This is a genomic window from Pseudomonas sp. LBUM1673, assembly GCF_059695645.1.
Genome location: NZ_CP166780.1, coordinates 3251604 through 3275586, shown reverse-complemented (window position 1 = coordinate 3275586; position 23983 = coordinate 3251604). Strand labels below are relative to the sequence as shown.

The window sequence follows — 23983 nt, the reverse complement described above, 5'->3', positions numbered from 1 at the left end:
TATGAATATCAAGACTCTGGGCCTGCGCCTGGCGGTAGCGGCCTTGTTGGCCCTGGCCGGTTGCTCGACGCCAACGGTCGTGACCCTGCAGAACGGCACCCAGTATTTGACCAAGGACGTGCCGAACACCAAAACCAAGGATGGCTTCTACGAGTTCGAAGATATTTCCGGGGCCAAGGTGAAAGTCCGGGCCGACGACGTGGCCACGGTTCGCAAGGAAGACTGAGCCCCTGAACGGGAAAGCGACGAAGATCCTGTAGGAGCGAGGCTTGCCCGCGAAGAATGCACCGCGGTTTTTCAGGTATTACGCGTCATCGTTCTTCGCGGGCAAGCCTCGCTCCTACAGTGCTTTAAAGCGCCTGTGCAATCGCCTTGCCGACCTCCTGGGTCGAGCCCTGCCCACCCAGGTCCGGCGTAATCGGCCCCTCGGCAATCACCCGTTCGATCGCTTGCACAATCCCGTCGTGGGCGGCGCGATAACGCTCATCACCGGCCCCCAGAAAATCCAGCATCAACGCACCGGACCAGATCATTGCGATCGGGTTGGCGATGTTGCGCCCGTAGATGTCCGGGGCCGAACCATGCACCGGTTCGAACAGCGACGGAAAACGCCGCTCGGGATCAAGGTTGGCCGATGGCGCGATGCCGATGGTGCCGGCGCAGGCAGGTCCCAGGTCGGACAGAATGTCGCCGAACAGGTTCGACGCCACCACCACGTCGAACCGGTCCGGTTGCAACACAAAACGCGCGCACAGGATATCGATGTGCTGCTTGTCCCAGGTGATGTCCGGGTACTGCGCGGCCATCAACGCCGTGCGCTCGTCCCAGTACGGCATGCTGATGGAAATCCCGTTGGACTTGGTCGCCGCCGTCAGGCGTTTGCGCGGTCGGGTCTGGGCCAGGTCGAAGGCGAACTTGAGAATCCGGTCTACGCCACGCCGGGTGAATACCGACTCTTGCAGCACGAACTCATGCTCGGTGCCTTCGAACATCTTGCCGCCGACCGAGGAATACTCGCCCTCGGTGTTCTCGCGGATCACCACGAAATCGATGTCTCCCGGTTTACGCCCGGCCAGCGGGCACGGCACGCCGGGAAACAAGCGCACCGGGCGAATGTTCACGTACTGGTCGAAATCCCGGCGAAACTTCAGCAGCGAGCCCCACAGGGAAATGTGATCCGGCACCTTGTCTGGCCAGCCCACGGCGCCGAAATAGATCGCGTCGAAGCCCTTGAGCTGCTCGAACCAGTCGTCGGGCATCATCTGCCCGTGTTCCAGGTAATAATCGCAATGAGCCCAGTCGAGCACTTCGATGCTCAACGCCAATTGCCACTTCTTCGCCGCTTGCTCCAGTACCCGCAACCCTTCCGGCAGGACTTCCTTGCCGATGCCATCGCCGGCAATCGCGGCGATTCTGAATGTCTTGCTCATCAATCGTGGCCCCCGTATCTGTGAATTACAGCCCACCGATATGGAAGGCTTTGACTTCAAGGTATTCGTCCAGGCCGTACTTGCTGCCCTCACGGCCCAGACCCGACTGCTTGATGCCGCCGAACGGCGCGACTTCCATGGAAATGATCCCGGTGTTGAGGCCGACCATGCCGAACTCCAGCGCCTCGCCGAACCGCCAGGAACGGCGCAAGTCCTGAGTGAAATAGTAGGCACCCAGCCCATAAGGCGTGGCATTGGCCAACGCAAGCGCTTCGGCCTCAAAGGTAAAACGCATCAACGGCGCCACCGGGCCGAAGGTTTCTTCATTGGCCAGCAGCATGCCGGCGTGGGTGTCGCCCAGGACTGTCGGCTGAACGAACTGGCTGTCGCCCTCGGGAATACCGCCGCAGAGCAAACGCGCCCCCTGACTCAAGGCATCGTCGATGTGCCGGGCGACCTTGCTCACCGCCGCCGGGTTGATCAGCGGGCCGATGGTGACGTCGGCGTCCAGGCCATTGCCGACTTTGAGTTTGCCCACCTCCTCCACCAGGCGTTGGGCGAACCGCTCGTAGATACCGTCCTGCACCAGAATGCGGTTGGCGCAGACGCAGGTCTGGCCGGCGTTGCGGAACTTGCTGAGCATGATGCCGGCCACGGCCTGCTCCAGGTCGGCGTCGTCGAATACGATGAACGGCGCGTTGCCGCCCAGTTCCAGGCTCAAGCGTTTGATGTGTTCGGCGCTCTGACGCATCAGCAGCCGGCCGACAGCGGTGGAGCCGGTGAAGGAGATTTTGCGTACCGCCGGGTTGCCGGTCAGCTCTTCGCCAATGCCGGTGGGCATTCCGGTCAACACGTTGAACACCCCGGCCGGAATGCCCACGCGCTCAGCGAGTACCGCCAGGGCCAGGGCCGACAGCGGGGTCAGGTCCGAAGGCTTGACGATGATCGGGCACCCGGCGGCCAAGGCCGGCGCGCACTTGCGGGTGATCATCGCGTTGGGGAAATTCCACGGGGTGATCGCGGCGCACACGCCCACCGGTTGTTTGAGGGTCAGCAGGCGGCGGTCGCCACTGGGGGCCGGCATGGTTTCGCCGTAGACCCGGCGGGCCTCTTCGGCGAACCATTTGACGAAACCGGCGCCGTAGCGGATTTCGCCCTTGGCCTCGTTCAACGGTTTGCCCTGCTCGCAGGTCATGATCAAGGCGAGATCGTCGAGGTTGTCGATCATCGCCTGATACCAGCGCTCCAGCAACGCCGCACGTTCCGCCGCCGGGCGTGCGCGCCATGCGGGCCAGGCACGTTCGGCGGCTTCGATGGCACGCCGGGTTTGCGCGCCTTGCATGGCCGGGACTCGGGCGAGCAATTGGCCGGTGGCCGGGTCAATGACGTCCAGGGTCGCGGCGTTATCGGCGCCGATCCACTGCCCGTCCACATAAGCGAGTTCTGCCAAAAGGCCGGGGTCTTTCAAACGATTCTTGAGCATGGTCGAGTCCTGATCCGAGACATTTCCAGTCTAGGGAGATGCCGCGGATGAGGATGCTGAAAGCGTCTGATGGGCAGTGTTGGATGCTGAAATTTGCGGTGGGACGGCAGGCTCTACCGAGGGGATTCAGGGTTCGTCAGACAAACACAAAACCCTGTGGGAGCGAGCCTGCTCGCGATAGCGGTGGATCAGGCAACATTGATGTTGATTGATAAATTGCAATCGCGAGCAGGCTCGCTCCCACATTTGATTTTTTACAACTTCAGAGAACCGAGCAACCCTTCCAGAAACCGCGCCCCAGCCTGCATCTGGCTGATCTCGATGAACTCGTCCGGCTTGTGCGCCTGTTCGATCGAGCCCGGGCCGCAGACCACCACCGGTACGTCCAGACGCTGCTTGAACAGCCCGCCCTCGGTGCCGAACGACACCTTGGCGGTCCCGGTGTCCGGGGCGGCGAAGTTTTTCAGGAAGCGCACGGCTTCGACGCTCGGATGGGTATCGAGACCCGGATAGACGTTGAGGGTTTCGATCTCGATGTCCGCCACGCTGGACAGTTTTTTGGCCTCGCGCACAATCACTTCGGCACGTTCGCGCATCTGTTCCAGGAACTGATCCAGATCATCCGCCGGCAAGTTGCGCACTTCGAAATCCAGGGTGCACAGGTTGGGCACGATGTTCAGTGCCTTGCCGCCGACAATCTGCCCGACATGCACGGTGCTATAAGGCACGTCGTAGTCGGCATCCTGGGCGCCCTGCGCTTGCAGTTGCTGCTGGCTCTGGCGCAGTGCCGCGATGAAATCGCAGGCCACGTGAATCGCATTGACCGAACGCGGTGCCAGCGACGAGTGTGCTTCCAGGCCACGACAGTAGGTGCGGTAGGAACCCTTGCCCTTGTGCCCCAGCACGAACTGCATGTTGGTCGGCTCACCGATCAGGCACAAAAACGGCCGCACCGGCGCCAGATGCAACACGTCGAGCAAACGTCGTACCCCCACGCAGCCGATTTCTTCGTCATGGGACAGGGCGATTTGCAGCGGTCGGTTCAATGAATGGTCGGCAGCATCGAGCATGGCGTCGATCGCCAACGCGATAAACCCCTTCATGTCGCAACTGCCACGACCGTAAATCCGCCCGTCCTGCACCGTCGCCTGAAACGCCGGAAAGGTCCAGGCCTGCCCCGCTGCCGGCACCACGTCCGTGTGCCCGGACAGCAAAACCCCCGGCAATTCCTTGGGGCCGGTGCTGGCGAACAGGTTGGCCTTTTTGCCTGTTTCGTCCTTGACGATCAGCGACTCGATGCCTTTGCTCAGCAGCAGATCACGCACGTACTCGATCAGGGCCATGTTCGACTCCGACGATACGGTGTCGAAGGCCATCAGGCGTTTGAGAATGTCCAGTACACGGGGTTTCATGAGGCCCTGCTCCGTTGCTCAGTTGTCCGTTGCTCGGCTGAAGGGGCGAACCGGCGGATGGAGAACGGCTCAATCGAGGTGCTAGTGCTGCCGGTGCTGATCAGTTCAGCCATCACGTCACCGACGCCGGGGCCGAGCTGGAAGCCGTGACCGCAGAAGCCGAACGCGTAGTACAAGCCGTCAACGTTGCCGCTCGGCCCCATCACCGGCAGGGAATCGGGCAGATAGCCTTCGATGCCACTCCACACGCGGATGATGTTCAGATTGCCGACACCCGGCAGCAGGCGACGCATCTGGTCCATCTGATTGAGAATACTGCGCGGCTCGACATAGGCGCGGCGGTTGAGCATGTCCGGTTTGCTCCGGTAACCGCCGCCGATGATGATGTTGCCACGGGGGATCTGGCGGAAGTAGATCACTTCCTCGGGAATTTTGGTGTACACACCAATCACCGTCGGCAAGGCGTAGGGCACCGGTTCGGTCACGGCCATTTGCGGGCCATGGGTGTCCAGCGGCACCGGTTCGCCGAACTGCGCCGAGAGTTTCTGGCCCCAGGCTCCGGCAGTGATCAGCAAACGCTCGGCGCTGAACTGGCGGCCGTCGGTGCTGGTCACCGTGAATTCGCCGCCGACTTTCTGCACGTCGGCGACTTCGGTCTGTTCCTCGATCCGCGCCCCGAGGCGGCGTGCCGCACGGGCAAACGCCGGTGCCGCCAGGCGCGGGTTGGCGTGGCCATCGTGGGGCGCATAAGAACCGCCCTTCACATCCGGCCCGAGGAATGGAAAGCGCTCGTGCAGCTCGGCGCCGCGATAGATCTTCAAGTCCAGTTGCGCCGCCTCGGGCGCCGCTGCGTAGGCTTCCAGCTCAGGGATTTCGTCATCGCGGTAACACACGCGCATGTGCCCGCTGGCGATGAACTCGAGGTCGTCGTCGATCAATTCCGGTAAGCGCTTCCACAGCGCCCAGGAACGGTTGGCCAACTCCAGTTGCCCGAGGAAGCGCCCCTGACGCCGGACATTGCCGAAGTTCACCCCGCTGGCGTACTGACCAATCTGATCGCGCTCCAGCAGAATCACCGACTGCCCGCGCTGACGCAGGAAAAACGCCGCCGCCGAGCCCATCAGGCCGCCGCCGACAATCACCACATCGGCTTTGTGTAGCGTCATGGCGATACCTCCTCGGTGAGCATCGAAAGGGGTTTGACCGGCGCCTGACCGCGCTGCCGGCCGACCTGCTGCACACCGACGCCCGCAGCGGCAGCAATCACTTCGGCGCCCGCCTGAGAGCAATAACGCCCCTGACAGCGGCCCATGCCGACCCGACTGAAGGCCTTGGCTCGATTGACCTCACAGGCACCCTTCTCACTCACGGTGCGGCGTAACTCGCCGGCGCTGATCATCTCGCAGCGGCAGACGATGGCTGAATCCGGCAAGGCTTTGGCTTGTGCCGCAGGCCAGGGGAACGCCTGGGCCAGGCCGAGGCGAAACTGATCCATCACCGCCAGCGCGTGCCGTTGTTCGTCGCGCAACCCGATGTTCACCGGTTGCTGCAAATCTTCCAGCAACGCCATTGCCACCAGTCGCCCGGCGTGCTCGGCGGCATCGGCGCCGCGAATCTTCGAACCGTCCCCGGCGGCATACACACCGCTGACCGAGGTGCGGCCCGCTTCATCGACGGCCAGCCACCATTGGCTGGAGGCCTCGTCAAAGCCCATGCGGCAACCGGCCAGGTCGGCCAATTGAGTTTCCGGACGCAAGTGATACCCCAGGGCCACGGCATCGCAATCGATCGTAAGAGGTTCACCTTTCGCCGTGCTGATCCGCACACCACTGACCCCACTGGCGGCGTCACCCAGCACTTGCAGGGGTTTGATCCCCAAGTGCACCGGGATCTTCGCCCGGTATAGCTGCGCCAGCAGTTTCATCCCGGTGAACAGCAACCCCGGACGCGCCATCAGCTTGGGCAGTGCCGCGATACGCTTGCTGATGGGTGAAGTGTCGAGCACCGCCGCGACCTTGGCCCCGGCTTTGACGTATTGGCTGGCAACCAGATACAGCAACGGCCCGCTGCCCATGAACACCACGCGGTGGCCGATGGAAACCGCCTGGGATTTCAGTGCGATCTGCGCCCCGCCCAGGCTGTAGGTGCCCGCCAATTGCCAGCCTTCGAGCGGCATCAAGCGGTCGGTGGCGCCAGTGCAGAGGATCAGTGCGTCATAATCCACCGTCGAGTGCTTGCCCTGGCTGACGCAGCACAATTGCCCAGGCGTCAGGTTCCACACCAGCGTGTCCGGGCGGTAGTCGATCTGCCCACGCAAACGGTCGAAGCTCTGGTGCAGGTCTTTGGCCTTGGCCGCTTCGGTGCCGTACAAGGTGACGTAATCCCGGGTAAAGCCTTCGGGCTGGCGACGGTAGATCTGCCCGCCATCCCGGCGATTCTCGTCGATCAGGATCGGTTTCAAGCCCGCCGCCAACAACGTTTCGGCACAGCGAATGCCGGCTGGCCCGGCGCCGACGATGACGACTCGATGAGCGCTCAGCCGTGCAATGGCCATATCGCCTCCGGTTGTGTGGTGACGATGTCCAGCCCTTCGCGGACTTCATTGGAACAGGCACGCAGGCGTTCGCCGCTACGGGTCCAGACCCAGCAATCCTGGCAGGCACCCATCAGGCAGAAACCGGCGCGGCGGCCCGAGTCGAATTCCGATTGGCGCAACGCGCTGCCCTGGGTCAGTAACGCGACCATCAGGGTATCGCCCTGCAAGGCCTCGATGGGCGAACCGTCCACCGTCAGTTTGACGGTCGGCCGGCCCTGCTCGGCCAGCCTCACAAAACGCCCCTTCATGCATAGGCTCCCGCGGTCATGTTTTCCAAATCCTGTTGAGTCTTGAGCAACTCGGCACTGTCGTGATGGCAAAGGATTTCACTGCCGCCGTCGATGATCCGACGGTTCGGCGCAGTGCGATTGCACAGGCCGTCGACCCGCACCGGGCAGCGACTGAGGAAGGTGCACAGCTCTGGCACATTGGCCTTGGCGCCGATTGGCGGCAGCGTGCCGCAGGTGGTGCCGCAGGTTTCCAGCCAGCCCTGACGCATCTCCGGCACTGAATGGATCAACAGGTCGGTGTAGGGATGGAACGGTGCCTGGGCGAACGACTGTCGACTGCCGGCCTGAACCTTGTGGCCGCTGTACATCACCACAATGTCGTCGCACAGCGCCCGCACGGTGGAGATGTCATGGCTGATGAACAGATACGACACCCCCAGTTGCTGACGCAGGTCGCGCAGCAATTCAAGAATCGCCGCGCCGACCACGGTGTCCAGCGCCGAGGTCACTTCATCGCAAAGGATCAAGTCCGGTTTGGCCGCCAGGGCCCGCGCCAGGTTGACCCGCTGCTTTTGCCCACCGGAGAGCTCATTCGGGCGGCGTTCGGCCATGTCTCGCGGCAGGCGCACCAGGTCCAGCAGTTCGCCAATACGCTCGCGCAGTGCGGCGCCCTTGAGGCCGAAGTACATTTTCAGCGGACGGCTCAGAATGGTACCGACGCTGTGCATCGGGTTGAGCGCGGTGTCGGCATTCTGGAACACCATCTGAATCCGCCGGAACTGTTCGTCAGTGCGCTCGGACAGGCTGCCGCCCAGTGGCTGGCCATCGAAGGTCAGGCCGCCCAATGCCGGTGTCAGCAACCCGGCCACCACCCGCGCCAGGGTCGACTTGCCCGAGCCCGACTCACCGATCACGCCGATGGCCTGGCCCCGGCGCACGGTCAGGTCGATGTCTTCCAACACCCGAATCGACGGCATGCCTTGCAGGTTTTTGTTGCCGTAACCGGCGGTCAGCCCTTGGATGGTCAGCAGCGGTGTCTCTTCGGCGATGCCGCAGGGCGGGCGGATTGTCGTGTCTGGGCGGGCCGCCAGCAGCAGGCTGCGGGTGTATTCATGGGTCGGGGCTTTGAGCAGCGGCGCGGTGGCGCTCTGTTCGAAGATCTGTCCGCCGTTGAGCACGACGATTTGATCGGCCATTTGCGCCACCACCGCCAAGTCGTGGGACACATAGACCGCCGTCGCGCCACGCTCGCGAACCACGCGTTTGAAGGCGCGCAGCACATCGATCTGGGTGGTTACGTCGAGGGCGGTGGTCGGCTCGTCGAGCACCACCAGCAATGGATCGCTGATCAGCGCCATGGCCGCCATCACCCGTTGCAGTTGGCCGCCCGACACCTGATGCGGATAACGTTGACCGATGTGATCAGGGTCCGGCAGGGCCAAATCGCGGAACAACTCGATGGCCTTGGCTTCCAGCACCGCCCGGCTGCCCAGGCCGTGAATCAATGCGCCCTCCACCACTTGGTCGATCAGTTTTTTCGCCGGGTTGAACGCGGCGGCGGCACTCTGGGCGATGTACGAAACACGGTTGCCGCGCAGGCCTTGCAGTTGGTTTTCGCTCAACGCCAGCATGTCGTGTTCGCCGACCTGCACCACCCCACCCGCCAACCGGCAGCCGCGCCGGGCATAGCCGAGCAGCGCCAGGGCGATGGTGGTCTTGCCGGAGCCGGACTCACCGATCAGCGCCAGCACTTCCCCTTTGGCCAGGGAAAAGCTCACGCCCTTGACGATTTCTACCTCGCCGCGCTCACCACAGGCGACCACGCGCAGGTCTTCGACTCGAATCAATTCACTCATTTCAATGACCTCCCGCACGTCGACTACGCCGTGACGACAGTCGGTCGATGAACAGATTCACGCCGATGGTCAGGGTGCCGATGGCCAGCGCCGGAATCACGATGGCCGGCGCGCCCTGATTGAGGCCACCGATGTTTTCCCGCACCAGCGAACCAAGGTCGGCGTCCGGCGGTTGCACGCCCAGGCCAAGGAAGCTCATGCCACTGAGCAGCAGCACGATGAAACCGAAGCGCAGACCCAGATCCGTCAGCACCGGGTTGAGCATGTTCGGCAGGATTTCCACACACGCGATGTACAGCCGGCGCTCGCCACGGGTGCGGGCCACTTGCACATATTCCAGCGCTTCGATGTTCACCGCCATGCTGCGGGCGATACGGAATGCACCGGGGGTGAAACTCAGCACCGCGGTGCAGATCAGCAACAACACCGACGAACCGAAAGCCGAGACCATGATCAGCGCCAGCATCTTGCTCGGGATGGAAATAAAGGCATCCATCAAACGGCTGATCACCTCGTCCAGCCACTTCGGCGACACCACCGACAGCAGCGCACAACCGGTGCCCAGCGTGCTGGCCAATATCGCCGAAATCAGCGCCAGGCCAACGGTGAACCGCGCGCCGACCAGGATCCGGCTGAGCATGTCACGCCCCAGGTAATCGGTGCCCAACGGGTAGGCCGCGCTGAGGCTGTCGAAGACATTGTCGGAGATCACTTCACCCACCGGGTGCGGCGCCAGCCACGGACCGAAGATGGCCACCAGCAACCAGATCACACACATCGCCGCCCCGACCAGGCCGAGCCACGACGGCCCATGGGAGACCTTGCCCAGCGCCAGCTCGGGTCCGGCAGGCGCCGATTTCGCAATGAGATCGTTCATTGGTTTCTCAGCCTCGGATTGGAAAGAATCGCGCACAGGTCGGCAATCAGCACCAACCCCAGGTACGCCGTGCAAAACAGCATGGTGCAGGCCTGAACCAGCGCCATGTCACGGTTGGTCACCGCATCGACCATCAGGCTGGCGATGCCGGGGTAGTTGAAGATCGTCTCGACGATCACCACCCCGCCCAGCAGGTAGGACAGGCTCAGGGCGATGGCATTGGCAATCGGCCCGATGGCGTTGGGCAAGGCATGGCGCAGGACGATCCGCATTGGGCTCACACCTTTGAGGCGGGCCATTTCCACGTAGGCGCTGTCGAGTTGATCGATCACCGCCGCCCGGGTCATGCGCGCCATTTGCGCGACAATCACGCAGCACAGCGTCATCACCGGCAAGGCGTAGGTGCGCAGAAATTGCAGGGGTGAGGTGATGTCGCTGGCATAGGACAACGCCGACAGCCAGCCCAGGTTTACCGCAAAGATCAGTACCGCCAGGGTCGCCACCAGAAACTCCGGCACCGCGACCAGGGCCAGGGTGACAAAGCTGAGGAAACTGTCGATGCGCCCGCCCCGGCCCATGGCCGAACCGATGCCGAGGATCAGCGCCACCGGTACCGACACCAGCGCCGTGACGGCCGCCAGCATCAAGGTGTTGGGCACCCGCCCGGCCATCAGGTCGCTGACCGGCATGGCATTGGATACCGACTGCCCCATGTCACCGCTGAGCAGGTTCATCAACCAATGCAGGTAACGCACCACACCGGGTTGATCCAACCCCAGTTTCAGGCGCAAGGCCGCCACCTGTTCCGGCGTGGCGAACTGCCCCAGAGCCTGTTGCGCCGCGTCCCCTGGCAATACCGCCGTGATGGCGAACACCACCATGGACACGATCAACAAGGTCACGACCGCCGCGCCCAGGCGCCGACCGATCAACCACAGTGTGTTGCTATTCATCGCCCTACCCTCATGCAATATCCCCGCTTACACGCGTGTGCGGCCGATCAAGCATCCAGCCAGATCTGCTCGGCAAACATGTAGCCCATGAAGCCGCCCAGCGGGTTGCTGCCGTAGCCTTTGATGCGCTGGTCGACGCCATCGATGTTGCTGATGAACACCGGCACACCGATGCCGCTGTGGTCGTGCACCAGGGCCTGCATGTCGGCGTACATCTTGCTGCGCTTGGCGTCATCGGTTTCACCGCGGGCAAGCATCAGCAACTGGTCGAACTGATCGTTCTTCCAGCCCGATTCGTTCCAGGGCGCGCTGGACTGGAAGAACTGCGAGAACATCACGTCGGCGTTCGGCCGCGGGTTGATGTTGCCGAAGCTCAGCGGGTGCTTCATCCAGTGGTTGGACCAATAGCCATCGCTGGGCAGGCGGTTGACGTCGAGCTTGAGCCCGGCCTGTTTCGCCGATTGCTGCAACAGCACGGCGATGTCCACCGAACCGGTCGCGGCCGGTGAGCACATCAGCGGCATGCTGATACTTTCCATGCCGGCCTTCTTCAGCAGGAATTTGGCCTTTTCCGGGTCGTAGACCCGCTGCGGCAGGTCGGCGTTGTAGTAACGCGAACCTGGGGAAATCGGATGGTCGTTACCGACCACGGCAAAGCCACGGAACACCGCGGATTTGACCTGTTCACGGTCCAGCAGGTACTTCATGGCCTGAGTGAATTCGGCACTTTTACCCGGCATCTGATCCTGACGGATGATCAGGTCCGTGTAGTTGCCCGACGGCGCATCGACGACGCGGTGGGTGGTGCTGGCCTTGATCCGCGTGGTCGAGCGCGGGTTGACCTCGTTGATGATGTGTACGTCGCCCGACAGCAACGCATTGATCCGTGATGGTTCGTCGGCAATCGCGATGAACTCGATCTCGTCCAGGTACGGCAGGCCCGGTTTCCAGTAGCCGGTGTTGCGCGCGGCAATCGAGCGCACGCCCGGTTTGAATTCCTTGACCTTGAACGGCCCGGTGCCGATGCCCTGATTGAAGTCGGTGGTGCCTTCGGGAACGATCATCAGGTGCGACACGGCGAGGATCGACGGCAACTCGGCGTTCGGCGCGCTCAGGCGGATCTGCACTTCGTGGGTGCCGGTGGCCTTGATCTCTTCGAACTGCGCCATCAGCGGCATGACCTTGGAACCGGTCAGTGGGTCCTTGTGGCGCGACAGCGAGTACACCACGTCGGCGGCGCTCAGGGTCTTGCCATTGTGGAAGGTCACGTCCTTGCGCAGGGTGATGATCCACAGCGTCGCGTCGGTGTTGTCGATGCGCTCGGCCAGTTCCAGTTGCGGCACCAGGTGGCTGTCGAAACGGGTCAGGCCGTTGTAGAACATGAAGTGGCGCACGTAGTCGGTAGACAACGCGCCCTTGGCCGGGTCAAGGGTGTCGGCGGTGGAGCTGGACATGCCAGCGACGCGAATCCGCCCACCCGGTTTGCCTTTACCCGGGGTCGCGGCTTCTTCGGCAAAGAGCTTGCCGGCGGTACCGAACAGGCTACCGGCACCCGCTGCGGCAACGCCTGCCACGCCGAGCATCTGCAAGGCATTGCGGCGCGACATGCCGCGATTGAGGCCTTCGAATACCCGCAGGCTTTCCTGGCCGGAGATCAGTTGGGAGTCGATCTTGTTGTCAGTCATATCAGTTGTACCTGTCGAAAAAATGAGGCTCGAGTGCCCTCGGATATCCGGGGCGTCCTGGAAACGCAAACGACGGTGACGCCACAACATCAACTCAATGCAAATAGTCCTGGAGGCGGTAATAAGCGCCTACGAACGGCAAGAACCACGGTTTGCCGAAATGCCCGGGAATCGCCGGCCAGTCGAGTTCGCGCCAGGGGTTGGCCTCGACCTTGCCGGCCATCACCTCAGCCATGACCTGGCCCATGTGCACCGACATCTGCACCCCATGGCCGCTGTAGCCCATGGAGTGATAAACCCCGCCATGCTGACCGGCGCGGGGCAAGCGATCGGAGGTCATGTCCACCAGCCCGCCCCAGCAATAGTCGATCTTCACGTTGGCCAACTGCGGGAACATCTGCACCATCGCCGCTTGCAGCACCTTGCCGCTCTTGGCGTCGGACACGCTGTCGGACATCGCAAACCGCGCACGCCCGCCGAACAGCAAGCGGTTGTCCGGGGTCAGGCGAAAGTAGTTACCGATCATGCGGCTGGTGACATAGGCACGCCGACCGGGTAGCAACTGATCGATCAGAAACTGCGGCAGCACCTCGGTGGCGATCACGAAACTGCCGACCGGTACGATCCGCCGCCGATACCAACCCAAGCCGCCGTGCTGACAGGCGCCGGTCGCCAGCAACACTTGCCCGGCGTGCAACGACCCCTTGGCGGTGTTGACCCGGTAGCCGCCGGCCTGGGCCTTCCAGTCCGTCACCGGCGTGCCTTGATAGATCAACGCGCCGTGACGTGCCGCGGCCTCGGCCAAACCGACGCCGAAGCGTCCGACGTGCATCTGCACTCCGTTGCGCTGCAGCAAACCGCCATGGAACTGGGCCGAATTCACTTCCGCACGGGTCTGTTCGGCAGACAGCAGCTCGACCTCGGCATCGACTTCCTTGCGAATCAATTCGCAGGTACGCGCCAGGCCTTCGTAGTGCAGCGGTTTGGCCGCCAGTTTGAGCTTGCCGTTGCGCTTGAGGTCGCAGGCGATCTGCTCCTGCTCCACCAGGGACACGACGCTCTGTACCGCGCTTTCATACGCCTGGTAATAGGCCCGGGCCTTGTCGGCGCCGAGGCTGGCGCTAAGCCCCGCGTAGTCCTGGGCAACGCCGGTGTTGCATTGGCCGCCGTTGCGCCCGGAGGCTTCGCCGATCACCCTTCCGGCGTCCAGCACCACCACACTGGCGCCCTTCAGCGCCAGCGCGCGAGCCGCCGCCAGGCCTGTGAAACCGCCACCGACGATGGCCACGTCGACCTGCCCGGGCAACCCGCCGAGCTGAGCACCGGTGAAGGCCGGTGCGGTGTCGAGCCAGTAGGATTCACTGCCCATGTCTAACCCGCCTATACCGAAAGAGTGCGTGCAAACGTGCCGTTACCGTTCGACTCAGAGGCCGACCAGCGCCGCCAGCCCACCGATGTCGGTGATCTGCTGGTAGCCGTAGAAGGCATTGGCCGGGACCTCGTGACCACGGGCGACGAAGGCCTTGTTCTTGATCTTCATGTCGTGGGCCGGCATCAGGTCGTAACGGAAACTGGAAGACACATGCAAGATGTCTTCCGGGCCGCAGTTGAGGTTGTCGAGCATGAACTCGAACGCCGCCAGGCGCGGTTTGTAGGCCTGGGCCTGTTCGGCGGTGAAGACCTTGTGAAACGGTGCGCCGAGTTTGTCGACGTTGGACATGATCTGGCTGTTGCTGGCGTTGGAGAAAATCACCAGCGGGATTTTGTCGGCGATTTTCGACAGACCGGCCGGCACGTCCGGGTGCGGGCCCCAAGTCGGCACGGCGTCGTAATACAGCTGGCCTTCGTCACGGCATTCGATGCCCCAACGCTTGCAGACCCGCGCCAGTGAGGTCTTGAGGATTTCGTCATACGGCATCCAGTCGCCCATCACCTGATCCAGACGATAGGCGGAGAAATCCTTGACGAACTGATCCATCTGCTCGGGCACCACGCGATCGGCGAACAGTTCGCGAGTCATCGTACCCATGCGGAAATTGGTCAGCGTACCGTAGCAGTCGAACGTAATGAATTTGGGGCGAAGAAAGCTCATTGAGTGCGGTCCTGAAGTTCGTTGAGGTCATGGCGCGACAGGCGATGCAACGCTGCAGCACACCGTCATTACAACACCGTGAAACCAGCAGATGGCGTTAAAAGCGACCTCTGCTTGATACAAACCACCGTTTTAGCCACCCCCCTCAGCAGACTTTGCGGCTCGCTCCAGCCTTGGGCAAACCCCGTATTTGTGCGCTTTTATGGAACTTCATGGCCGAGCGAGGCTAAAAAACGCCCCCATTCACGGCAGAACCTGCGCCGGGCCGAACGAAAACGGGCGCTTCGGTGAGGAAGCGCCCGTTTGGATGCGGTTTGAAACCTGTCGACGATCAGCGGTCAGCGGATCCCTGTGGCGAGGGAGCTTGCTCCCGTTCGGCTGCGAAGCAGTCGCAAAACCGGCTGACGCGTTTTACCTGAAGGATTGCGGTGAATGGTTTTGGGGCCGCTGCGCGGCCCAACGGGAGCAAGCTCCCTCGCCACAGGCCGCCTCACCACAGGGTTATGTGTCAGGCGTTATTGCACGATATCAATCAGCACACTCTTGAAGCGCAGGTTGGCTTCGAAGGCTTCGCGCCCCAGGTCCTTGCCGATGCCGGAGCGTTTGTAGCCGCCGGTCGGCAGGATGTAGTCGTTGCTGCGCCCGTAACGGTTGACCCACACCGTGCCTGCCTCCAGACGCCGGACCAGCCGCAAGGCACGATTGATGTCAGCGGTGTGCACGCCTGCCGCCAGGCCGTAGGTGGCATGCGCGGCCAGGCTCAAGGCCTGCTCTTCGTCATCGAACGCTTGCACCGTCAATACCGGGCCGAAGATCTCTTCGCAGACTGCCGGGTTCTGATTGTCCAGACCCACCAACAAAGTCGGTTGGTAATAAGCCCCGCCCAGCCCTTCGAACAAGCCACCTCCGGCCAACACCTCGGCCCCGGCCTGGCGCGAACGCTGGACGATGCCGTCGATGCGGCTGGCCTGCAACCGGGAAATGATCGGTGACAGCGTGCTCTCGGACGACCAGGTCGGCCCCGGGCGCAGTTCCTCGAAATAGGCCTGCAAGTGCGCAATGAACGGTTCCATGATCGAGCGCTGAATCAACAGCCGCGAACCGGACACACACACCTGCCCGGCGTTGCCGGTAATGGCCAGCGCCACGGTGCGAGCGGTTTTCGCGATGTCCGGCACGTCGGCAAACACCAGTTGCGGGCTCTTGCCGCCCAGCTCCAGCGTCACCGGTTTCGGCCCCACCAGCGCGCACGTGGACATGATGCTCGACCCGGTCGCCGTGGACCCGGTGAAGGTCACCTTGCCCACCCGTGGATGACGGCATAAGGCGTCGCCAGTGATACGCCCATCGCCCTGAACCACGTTGAAGATTCCCGCCGGGATACCCGCCTGCACCGCCAGTTCGGCGAAACGCAGGCTGGAGAACGGCGTCAGCTCCGACGGTTTGAGCACCACGGCATTGCCTGCGGCCAGCGCCGGGGCGACTTTCCACGAAGCCATGCTCAACGGGAAATTCCACGGCGCGATGGCCGCGATCACGCCGTAGGGTTCGGCGATCTGCATACCCAGCCGATCGGTCTGGGTCGCGGCGACATGGCCGCCGTGCTTGTCCGCCAGTTCGGCAAAGAAGCGAATGCCCTCGGCGACATAAGGAATGTCCCAGGCGATCACATCTTTATGCGGACGGGTCGAACCCACCGCTTCCAGCGGCGCCAGGACCGCGGCATCGGCTTCGATCAAATCGGCCCAGCGGCGCATGACCCGCGCCCGTTCCCGGGGTGGCCGGCTGGCCCAGTCGCTGCGATTAAACGCCTGCCAGGCATCGTTGACCGCCTCATCCACCAGGTCGGCATCGGCGATCGGCAACTGGGCATAAGCCTGGCCGTCCGAAGGGCGAACCACCTCCAGCCCCGGTTGGGCATCGCGATATTGACCGGCAATAAAGTGAGCACTGCGCACAACGATAAGGCGAGGATCGAAGCTATCCATGGAGCACTCCAGAAAGGGACGACGAGTCGGGAACTCAGGCCTCCATCGTAGAAAAAAAGCCCAAGCATTTGCTGCCGACCTTATGGGGCAATTGAGTAGTAAGTGTGGTCTGCGGGCCTTTGATGTGAGGAATCTGCCGAATCTTCCCGGCCCCCTTGTCAGGCCTTCACGCAGATGGGATACAGGCACCCTAGCGCCGGAAAACCGGTTGATCGCACACACTGAAAACGGAGACTCGCCATGTCCGCCTCGCACCCTAGCGCTTATGTCTATCGGCCGATGACCGCCGCCGATCTGCCTTCGGCCCATGCCTTGTCCGTGCAGTTGAAGTGGCCCCATCGCCTGGAAGACTGGACAATGTTGCAGCGAGTCAGCGAAGGCTTCGTGGTGCTCGATGGCGAGCGGCTGATCGGCACTGCGTTCGCCTGTCTGCAAGGCGACTTCGCCACCATCGGTCTGGTGATTGTCAGTGACGACTATCAGGGCAAGGGCATCGGTCGTCGGTTGATGGAACACGCGCTGGAGGCCTGCCAGTCGCGCACGCCGGTGCTCAATGCCACCCTCGCCGGCGCACCGCTTTACGCCAGCCAGGGTTTTGTCGAATTCGGCCGGATTCAGCAGCATCAAGGCCAGGCACAGGCCCCGGCGCTTGAACCACTGGCAGACGGCGAAGAATGTCGCCCGTTGCAGGCGGCGGATCGGGCTCGTCAATTGGCACTGGCCAACGCCGGCAGCGGGTTGGACCGGCAAGCGGTGCTCACGGATTTGTTCGAGGTGGTCGAGCATTCGGTGGGCATCGAGCGTGACGGTCAGTTGCGTGCCTTCGCCCTGCTGCGCCCCTTCGGCCGTGGTCGTTGCATCGGCCCGGTCATCGCTGAAACCCTTGAACAGGCCAAACACCTGATCGCCGTGTTGCTGGCCCAGGTGCCGGACGCCTTCGTGCGGATCGATATTCCGGCAGACTGTGGTTTGAGCAAGTGGCTGGAGCTGGCCGGTCTCAAGCAGGTCGACACCGTGGCGCAAATGGCACGGGGCACGTCGCCGCAAGCGGTCAACGGCGTTCGACAGTTTGCCCTCGTCACCCAAGCCATCGGCTGACCCCGGCGCGCGATGAAGCGAGCGCCATCCAACACCTTCTACCCCCATCTTCAGGGAGCGTCACCCGCATGTCTCAACCTACCGTTCTGCTGTTGGCCCGCGCCGACGACAGCCGTATTCCGACGCCTTTCAAAGCAGCGACCTTGAGTCCCATCGACCCCTTCATGGTAGGTCGTCAAGTCGCCTACATCGGGCCCGACGGCGTCTCGGCGGGCCTCGTTCACACGAGCAAAACCCTCGATATCGATGATTTTCCGCACACCGAAGTGATCGTGGTTCATGCCGGGCGCGTGGTGCTGCAATCCGGGGAACAGACGCTGGAACTGGGGATCGGTGCCAGCGCAGTCATCGGTCGCGGTACAGCGCTGCGGGTTCAGGCACAACCCGATACTTGCTGGGCCTTCTGCGCCGTCACCAGCCCCACCGTCGAACTGACGCCGGGGCTGACAGCGCTTGACCCGTTGGCGATGCTGTCGCCTTCGGCGGCACCGGAACCGCAAATACTGATCGGGCCCACGCCGCAGTGCCGTTCCCGCAACGCCTTCGAAGACGACGCCACTGATCTGCGTGTGGGTGTCTGGGATTCGACGCCGTACGTACGCCGTGGCCGACCGCACAAACTCAACGAGCTGATGCACCTGCTTGAAGGCAGCGTGACCTTGCAGGCGCCGGATGGAACCAGCGTAACCGTCAACCCCGGCGACACCGTGTTCGTACCGCAAGGCGCACCGTGCGCCTGGAGCAGTGCGCGGTATGTTCGCAAGGTTTACGCCGTTAAATAGCGCTGACCGTTTTGACGCAGTGCAACCCTTTGGGAACGAGCATTCAGCATCAATGTTGGCTGACCCGACGCTATCGCGAGCAGGCTCGCTCCCACAGGGGATCTGCTGTGAACACATTATTCGTGAACGACGCCGATTCAATGTGGGAGCGAGCCTGCTCGCGATGAGGCCAGAAAAACACCGCAAAACTTGCAGTCAGCCATGCTCCCCACAGCACTGCGATATTCAGTCCTTAACTGACTGGCATTAGCCGGTTGCGCTGCTTTTATTTTTCAGAGCCTCAGAATTTCCCACCCAACGGGTATTCAATCGCCAGACGAATCTGATCGGCATCCAGCTCAGCCTGCGCCGAATTCCCCCGATGGACCGCATGCCGCAGGATAAACCCGAGGTTTTTCGCCGGCCCCGACTGCACCACGTACTTGGCTTGCAGATCTCGTTCCCAATGCTTGCCGCCCTGCCCGTAACCCAACCATTTGTAACCACCGTTCGGGTCCATGTGACTGCCGTCGATGCCGCTGCCACGCACATACAGCGCGCCGAAGGTCAGGCCGGGAACACCGTAGCCGGCCATGTTCAGATCGTAGCGGGCCTGCCAGGACGCTTCTTCGGGGGCGTTGAAGTCGGACAGCGCCACCGCGTTGCTCAGGTAGATCGCGCCTCGGGTCACGTAGTCGAAGGGCGTGTCGCCGTCGACCTTCTGATAACCCAGGCCGACGCTGTGGGCGCCAACCTTGTAGGTGGACAGAAAACTCCAGGTGGTGTTGTCGATACGGCCGGATAAGGCTTTGCCGGTGTCCTGGGTGCGATACAGATTGAGGTCGAAGGTCAGGTCCTGGCCTTCGGTCAACGGCAGTGTGTACACCGCGCCCAGGTAATGCTGACGCCAGGTATCGTCGTACACCGCGCTGAACAGGCTGGCATTGAGCCCTTTGATCGAGGTGTTGCGCGCACCGATCAAGTCGAAGCGGTTACCCTGCTTTCCGTTGGAGTAATTGACCACGAAGCCCTGGTCATGACTGGTGGCGTTACGGTCGGTACTTTCGTTGAAGTGTCCGCCGTACAGCGTGGTACCGGGCAGCTCACGACTGGTCAGCAACCAGCCAGTGGCGGTTTCGGGCAGCAAACGACTGTCAGATGAGCCGAATACCGGGGTTTTCACCCGCTGCTCGCCGTAACGTAATTCGGTGGAGGAAAAACGCAGCTTGGCCACGGCGCCGCCTCGGCTGAACTCGTCTTTGGGGTGCCCTTCGTTGTCCACGCCCAGCACCCGCGCCTTGCCGGCGCGCCCACCTCCGCTGTCCAGTTGCCAACCGGAATACCAGTGCGCGTCCAGCCCGAAACCCACGGTACCGGTGGTGAAACCCGAGGCCACATCGACCATCAGACCGTAAGCCCATTCCTGCGCCAGATCGCTGCGCTGGGCCCTGGGTTTATAGGCGTTGCGCGCGCCATTGCTGAGCGAGCCGTGTTCATAATCCCGGCGATCATAGAGGCTGCGATTGAGCAGGCTCCATTGGCCGCCCTCCAAAAAACCTTTGGCGTTGTCTTGTTCCGAGGCCTGAGCGAGCAGGGTCTGCCCTCCCAAGGCCAAAAGCAGGGCGTGCGTCGTTAACGTCTTCACAGTTTTTCTCCTGGAAAATCGGTCGTGCGTAGCAGGTCTGCAAGGTGTCCCGCCGAATGGGGGACACCGAAGGACAACTCTAGGAATCAGAGATATTTGAGAATCGCGATGTCGCGACGGCGCTGTTTGAGGTTGGCGAACCAGCGCGTTGGAAAGAACAGCAACACCCCGAGGATCACGCTCCACAGCCAGACCATGGGCAGGTTATCGAAGCCGTAGTAGGTGCCTTGATTGGCGCCCCAGATCGCGACGGCCACCAGGTACATGGCTTTGAGCAGGTACAGGTGCAGCAAGTAGAAGAACATCGGCGCACCGCCGTAGATCGCCAGGCTCGCGGTGGACCAGCGATCCTGGGCCTTTTCGAACAACGCCAAAAGGATCAGCCCCAGGCCGAGGGTCGGCATCAGGAACATCAGCGACGGCGGATACTTCTTCGCGCTCATGAAGCTCATGAACGTGCGCAGCGAATCACCGGTTTGCACCCAAGGCTTCTCGCCATAAACGTTCAGGTAACGAATGAACACGAACGCGACCAGCAGGCCAAAGCCGACTTTCAGCAACCGGGAAATCCGCTCGGCCGGTTCCATGTCCTTGCCGAACCACGGCCCGATGCCCCAGCCCAGCAGAATCACCCCGATCCACGGCAACACCGGATACGTGGTGCGAGCCCGGGTGAATTCGGTGATGTCGATGAATACGCGCTGATGCAGGATCGACCACGGCACGAAGAACGGCGACTCCGGCCCCACGGTCACACCATCGAGCAGGTTGTGCCCGGCGACAATCGCCACCCCGAGCACGATCAGCCAACCGCGTTTGAAGTGCAGCAACCCGGCGAGCACGATCATGCAGATACCGATGCACCAGATCACTTGCAACCACAACGTTTTGGGCGGGAACTCGGCGTTCCAGGCAAAGCACACGAACGTGAGCTCCAGAAACACCAGGAACAGCCCGCGTTTGAGCAGGAACACCGACGTCTCGCTGGCCGTGTGTTTCTGGCTGTAGAGCCAGGCCGACAAACCGGTGAGGAAGATGAACACCGGGGCGCAGAGGGTGCTCAGCAATCGGGTGAAGAACAGGTCCGGGGTCACGCTCAGCGCATCGATCGGGTCGGTGACCTGGCGGTGCAGCAGAAAGGTTTCCCGCACGTGGTCGATAAGCATCAACAGCATGACGAAGCCGCGCAGGGCATCGATGGCCAGCATCCGGGTGTTGGTTTTTGCAGCGCTGGTGGCAAGCGCAGGGGAAACACTTCCCGCCTGCCCTGCCACGCTTGTGGATAGGGTCATATCAGTCACTCATGTCGTGGTCAGTGGACTACCGCTGGCTCAGCCCTGTTTCTTCAGCCTGGCAACTTCCGATGCCGGCAGCTGCGACGGCGCCCGCGGCAAGGGTACCTGACCGTCCTTTCGATAGAACGACAGTGTTGAACTGAAGCTCTTCACATCAAAGGGCTCGGCCTGGCCCTGGGGGTTGATGCGCTCGCCTGAAATGGGGTCTTTGTATTCGACCGCCACCACATAGGTGCCCTGCCAGGGCAGTTCGAAACCGACCTTGCCGGCCGCATCGGTGCGCCGGGTAAACACTTCACCGGAGCCGGTTTCCAGTACCACGTCCTGATCGGCCAGGGGCTTGTGCGCATAGAACACCTGGAACTGCGCCTTGCCGTCATCGGCGACGCCCGTGGGCACGATATCCAGGGTCAATTGCGGGGTGCGGGGGCGCAGGTCACCGACCCAACGGGTGGCGGGCGTCCAGTAAGCCTTCAGGGTTTTATCGCCTTCATGAAGGTCGAAGATCGGGTAATGCGCGTCCTCGGCCAGCAGCGACTCATCTGCGTTGGTTTGATGCGCCACGGCAAACGCCTGGCGCTGCAAGGTCAGGCTCAACGGTTGGGACTTGTTGCTGATCGACCAGCCCTTGAGTTGCCGGAAGCGGTCCATCCCGCCCGGAGTGACTTCCAGCATGTTCTTGTCATATTCCCCGTAGTACAACGCCAAGGGTTGCCCCGGTGGTTGCTCGTACCAGATTTGATGCGCCTCGCTGCTGCTCGCCAGCATGAAGACGCCGTAACCCAACAGTGCTTTTTTTGCGTTGCTCATTCGCATTTTTTTGCGCTCCGATTGGTGTCATTCCATGGATCGTTGCAGCCCTGCAACAACCTGCCCCTCTCTCTGAACGCATTACAACGCAGGCGATTTTGTGCTTCGTCCCGAATTCATCGCGCATAACGCCACCGAAGACTGTTTTCGCCGCGTAAACAGCTCTTTATGCGGCCTGCGCCAGCATGACGCGCGCAGGGAGGTCCTGCCGCCCCGATGTCCAATCGAGGTGCATGCCCAAAGCAACCCGTCGTGCGTAATGCCGCGCGCACTCTTTGTAGCAGCTGCCGAAGGCTGCGTTCGGCTGCGTAGCAGTCGTAAAATCAGGCGCTACGGTCCGTCAGGCACACTGTGCATTCAGGGTTTACGACTGCTACGCAGCCGAACGCAGCCTCGCAAGCTCGGCAGCTGCTACAGAGAATGCGTCGCGGCTAGCCCGTCGCGCGCCTCTTTCAAAGGCGCGACAGGTTGCAAGGCAATGGAGTGGACGACGGATGTGTTCGCGGAGTCAGTTTCAGTGACGCAATAATTTGCGCAGTGGCACGCCGTCCTTGAGCACGGGTGACTTGATGACGATGTAGCTGAAGTACTTGGAGATGCCGATGTTCTTGTCCAGCAGGCTTTCGATCACTTCCTGATAATGCTGGATGCTGCGGGTCATGAAGCGCACCAGGTAATCGTAGCCGCCGCTGATCAGGTGGCATTCGAGCACTTCATCGACCAGACGGATATTGGACTCGAACTTGGCGAAGTCTTCGCGCTTGTGGTCGCTCAAGGTGATCTCGGTGAACACCGTGACCGAGTCGGTGATCTTGGCCAGGTTCAGGTGGGCCTTGTAGCTGGAAATATACCCGGCCGACTCCAGCCGCTTGACCCGTTGCAGGCAGGGGCTGGCTGACAGGCCCACGGCATCGGCCAGGCTGACGTTGGTCATGCGCCCGTCCTTTTGCAGCTCAACCAAAATGCTGATGTCGATCCGGTCCAGTTTGACTAAACCTTCCATTGCGTACCTCTTGACTGCCGTTTGTAAGACAATCTTCTAGCAAAATCAGCGCCGTAAAGACAGCTGATGCTGAGCCACCAGATCCGCCATGCTGTTGATGCAGAAGTCCGCCGCGCACGGCGTCGGGTGTTTGCCCCGGCCCCGACAGATCAGGCAAACCGCGCCCGCCCCCGGTTGCCGGGCCGAAGGCCGGGTCACCTGGAGGATGGTTTTCACATCAAGTTCATTGGCTGCCAGCCAGTCGCGATCCCGCAGCGGATCGCTGGCCAGTGAAATAAAATCATCGGGCATAATCCCCAAGCGCTCGCACAGCTGGCCCCGGTCTTCGGCATCACGATCGCCATGCACCAGCAGGCGATAGAACTTGCGCAAATACAGCATCGCGCCGGGTGCATCTTCGAACAGCGACCAACCCGCCACCGACCGGGCAAAGCTCATGCCCTCCTCCCAACTGGCTTTCAGGCCCCAGCGCTCGGCCAACTGACGGTGGGCGAAACACAGCAAGCCGCTGAAACCCAGCTCGCCGAAGCGCGGGTACAGCGCGTGCACTACCTCGCTGAATTCGGCCAGCACCAGGGCCTTGTCCGGGTGACCGCCACGGCTGTCGAGCAGCGGCTGCAACGCCGTCCAGACCCCGGAATCGCGATCCACCAGGACCTCATCGCAATCGATCAGCAACGCTCGATAATCAGTCAGCCCCATGGTCTGTAAAGCCTCCGATGATGCATTCCATCAATCCATGCTCCATAAGTGCTCACCGGCGATGCCG

The 23983-nt window shown here is 62.1% G+C and carries 21 protein-coding genes; 3 read left to right on the top strand and 18 right to left on the bottom strand.

All coding sequences use genetic code 11. The features are described 5' to 3' along the window. Position 1: 1 nt before the first annotated feature. On the top strand, positions 2-226 hold the full coding sequence (locus tag ACA044_RS15055; RefSeq protein ID WP_497447053.1) for a YgdI/YgdR family lipoprotein: 225 nt from the start codon (positions 2-4) through the stop codon (positions 224-226). 124 nt (positions 227-350) lie between these two features. Here ACA044_RS15055 and ACA044_RS15050 read toward each other — a convergent pair whose 3' ends face one another. From ACA044_RS15050 to ACA044_RS14990, 13 genes are all read right to left on the bottom strand, one after another. After that, entirely contained in the window at positions 351-1430 is a 1080-nt protein-coding gene (locus ACA044_RS15050) for a tartrate dehydrogenase (RefSeq protein ID WP_497447052.1), read from the bottom strand. Positions 1431-1455: 25 nt separating this feature from the next. Beyond that, entirely contained in the window at positions 1456-2913 is a 1458-nt protein-coding gene (locus ACA044_RS15045; protein ID WP_497447051.1) for an NAD-dependent succinate-semialdehyde dehydrogenase, read from the bottom strand. Positions 2914-3167: 254 nt separating this feature from the next. Next, positions 3168-4325 (bottom strand): acetylornithine deacetylase, encoded by a 1158-nt coding sequence (gene argE / locus ACA044_RS15040; protein WP_497447050.1) that lies wholly within the window; start codon positions 4323-4325, stop codon positions 3168-3170. Continuing rightward, positions 4322-5491 (bottom strand): NAD(P)/FAD-dependent oxidoreductase, encoded by a 1170-nt coding sequence (locus ACA044_RS15035; RefSeq protein WP_497447049.1) that lies wholly within the window; start codon positions 5489-5491, stop codon positions 4322-4324. The genes argE and ACA044_RS15035 overlap by 4 nt, the downstream gene beginning before the upstream one ends. After that, positions 5488-6879 (bottom strand): FAD/NAD(P)-dependent oxidoreductase, encoded by a 1392-nt coding sequence (locus ACA044_RS15030; protein ID WP_497447048.1) that lies wholly within the window; start codon positions 6877-6879, stop codon positions 5488-5490. Before ACA044_RS15030 ends, ACA044_RS15035 begins: the two co-directional genes overlap by 4 nt. Then, a complete protein-coding gene (locus ACA044_RS15025; RefSeq protein WP_018925981.1) occupies positions 6861-7169 on the bottom strand; it encodes a (2Fe-2S)-binding protein in 309 nt (102 codons plus the stop codon). The genes ACA044_RS15030 and ACA044_RS15025 overlap by 19 nt, the downstream gene beginning before the upstream one ends. Continuing rightward, on the bottom strand, positions 7166-9007 hold the full coding sequence (locus tag ACA044_RS15020) for an ABC transporter ATP-binding protein (RefSeq protein WP_497447047.1): 1842 nt from the start codon (positions 9005-9007) through the stop codon (positions 7166-7168). The genes ACA044_RS15025 and ACA044_RS15020 overlap by 4 nt, the downstream gene beginning before the upstream one ends. A gap of 1 nt (position 9008) precedes the next feature. Next, the gene (locus tag ACA044_RS15015) at positions 9009-9884 is read right to left on the bottom strand and encodes an ABC transporter permease (RefSeq protein ID WP_497447046.1); all 876 of its coding nucleotides are present in this window, start codon (positions 9882-9884) and stop codon (positions 9009-9011) included. Continuing rightward, complete coding sequence (locus ACA044_RS15010) at positions 9881-10837, bottom strand: ABC transporter permease (RefSeq protein ID WP_123359465.1); 957 nt, start codon at positions 10835-10837, stop codon at positions 9881-9883. The genes ACA044_RS15015 and ACA044_RS15010 overlap by 4 nt, the downstream gene beginning before the upstream one ends. A 47-nt stretch (positions 10838-10884) precedes the next feature. Next, positions 10885-12522 carry an ABC transporter substrate-binding protein gene (locus ACA044_RS15005; protein ID WP_497447045.1) on the bottom strand — a complete coding sequence of 546 codons (1638 nt, stop codon included), beginning with the start codon at positions 12520-12522 and terminating at the stop codon, positions 10885-10887. 94 nt (positions 12523-12616) lie between these two features. After that, positions 12617-13891 carry an NAD(P)/FAD-dependent oxidoreductase gene (locus ACA044_RS15000; protein ID WP_497447044.1) on the bottom strand — a complete coding sequence of 425 codons (1275 nt, stop codon included), beginning with the start codon at positions 13889-13891 and terminating at the stop codon, positions 12617-12619. Positions 13892-13945: 54 nt separating this feature from the next. Continuing rightward, on the bottom strand, positions 13946-14614 hold the full coding sequence (locus ACA044_RS14995; RefSeq protein WP_497447043.1) for a haloacid dehalogenase type II: 669 nt from the start codon (positions 14612-14614) through the stop codon (positions 13946-13948). Between the two features lie 515 nt (positions 14615-15129). Beyond that, the gene (locus tag ACA044_RS14990) at positions 15130-16602 is read right to left on the bottom strand and encodes an aldehyde dehydrogenase family protein (RefSeq protein ID WP_497447042.1); all 1473 of its coding nucleotides are present in this window, start codon (positions 16600-16602) and stop codon (positions 15130-15132) included. Positions 16603-16842: 240 nt separating this feature from the next. On the opposite strand from ACA044_RS14990, the gene ACA044_RS14985 reads away from it, so the two are divergent. Then, positions 16843-17700: a GNAT family N-acetyltransferase gene (locus ACA044_RS14985; protein WP_497447041.1), complete on the top strand. Its 858-nt coding sequence runs from the start codon at positions 16843-16845 to the stop codon at positions 17698-17700. Between the two features lie 68 nt (positions 17701-17768). Next, a complete protein-coding gene (locus ACA044_RS14980; protein ID WP_497447040.1) occupies positions 17769-18482 on the top strand; it encodes a cupin domain-containing protein in 714 nt (237 codons plus the stop codon). A gap of 280 nt (positions 18483-18762) precedes the next feature. On the opposite strand, the gene ACA044_RS14975 is transcribed toward ACA044_RS14980, so the two are convergent. The 5 genes from ACA044_RS14975 to ACA044_RS14955 form a co-directional block, all read right to left on the bottom strand. Continuing rightward, positions 18763-20106 carry an OprD family porin gene (locus ACA044_RS14975; protein WP_497447039.1) on the bottom strand — a complete coding sequence of 448 codons (1344 nt, stop codon included), beginning with the start codon at positions 20104-20106 and terminating at the stop codon, positions 18763-18765. Positions 20107-20192: 86 nt separating this feature from the next. Next, entirely contained in the window at positions 20193-21398 is a 1206-nt protein-coding gene (locus tag ACA044_RS14970; RefSeq protein ID WP_497447038.1) for an acetyltransferase domain-containing protein, read from the bottom strand. Positions 21399-21437: 39 nt separating this feature from the next. Beyond that, a complete protein-coding gene (locus tag ACA044_RS14965) occupies positions 21438-22211 on the bottom strand; it encodes a DUF4198 domain-containing protein (RefSeq protein ID WP_497447037.1) in 774 nt (257 codons plus the stop codon). Positions 22212-22725: 514 nt separating this feature from the next. Next, entirely contained in the window at positions 22726-23214 is a 489-nt protein-coding gene (locus ACA044_RS14960) for an Lrp/AsnC family transcriptional regulator (protein ID WP_008055821.1), read from the bottom strand. A gap of 45 nt (positions 23215-23259) precedes the next feature. Continuing rightward, entirely contained in the window at positions 23260-23916 is a 657-nt protein-coding gene (locus ACA044_RS14955; protein WP_497447036.1) for an HAD family hydrolase, read from the bottom strand. Positions 23917-23983: the final 67 nt, after the last annotated feature.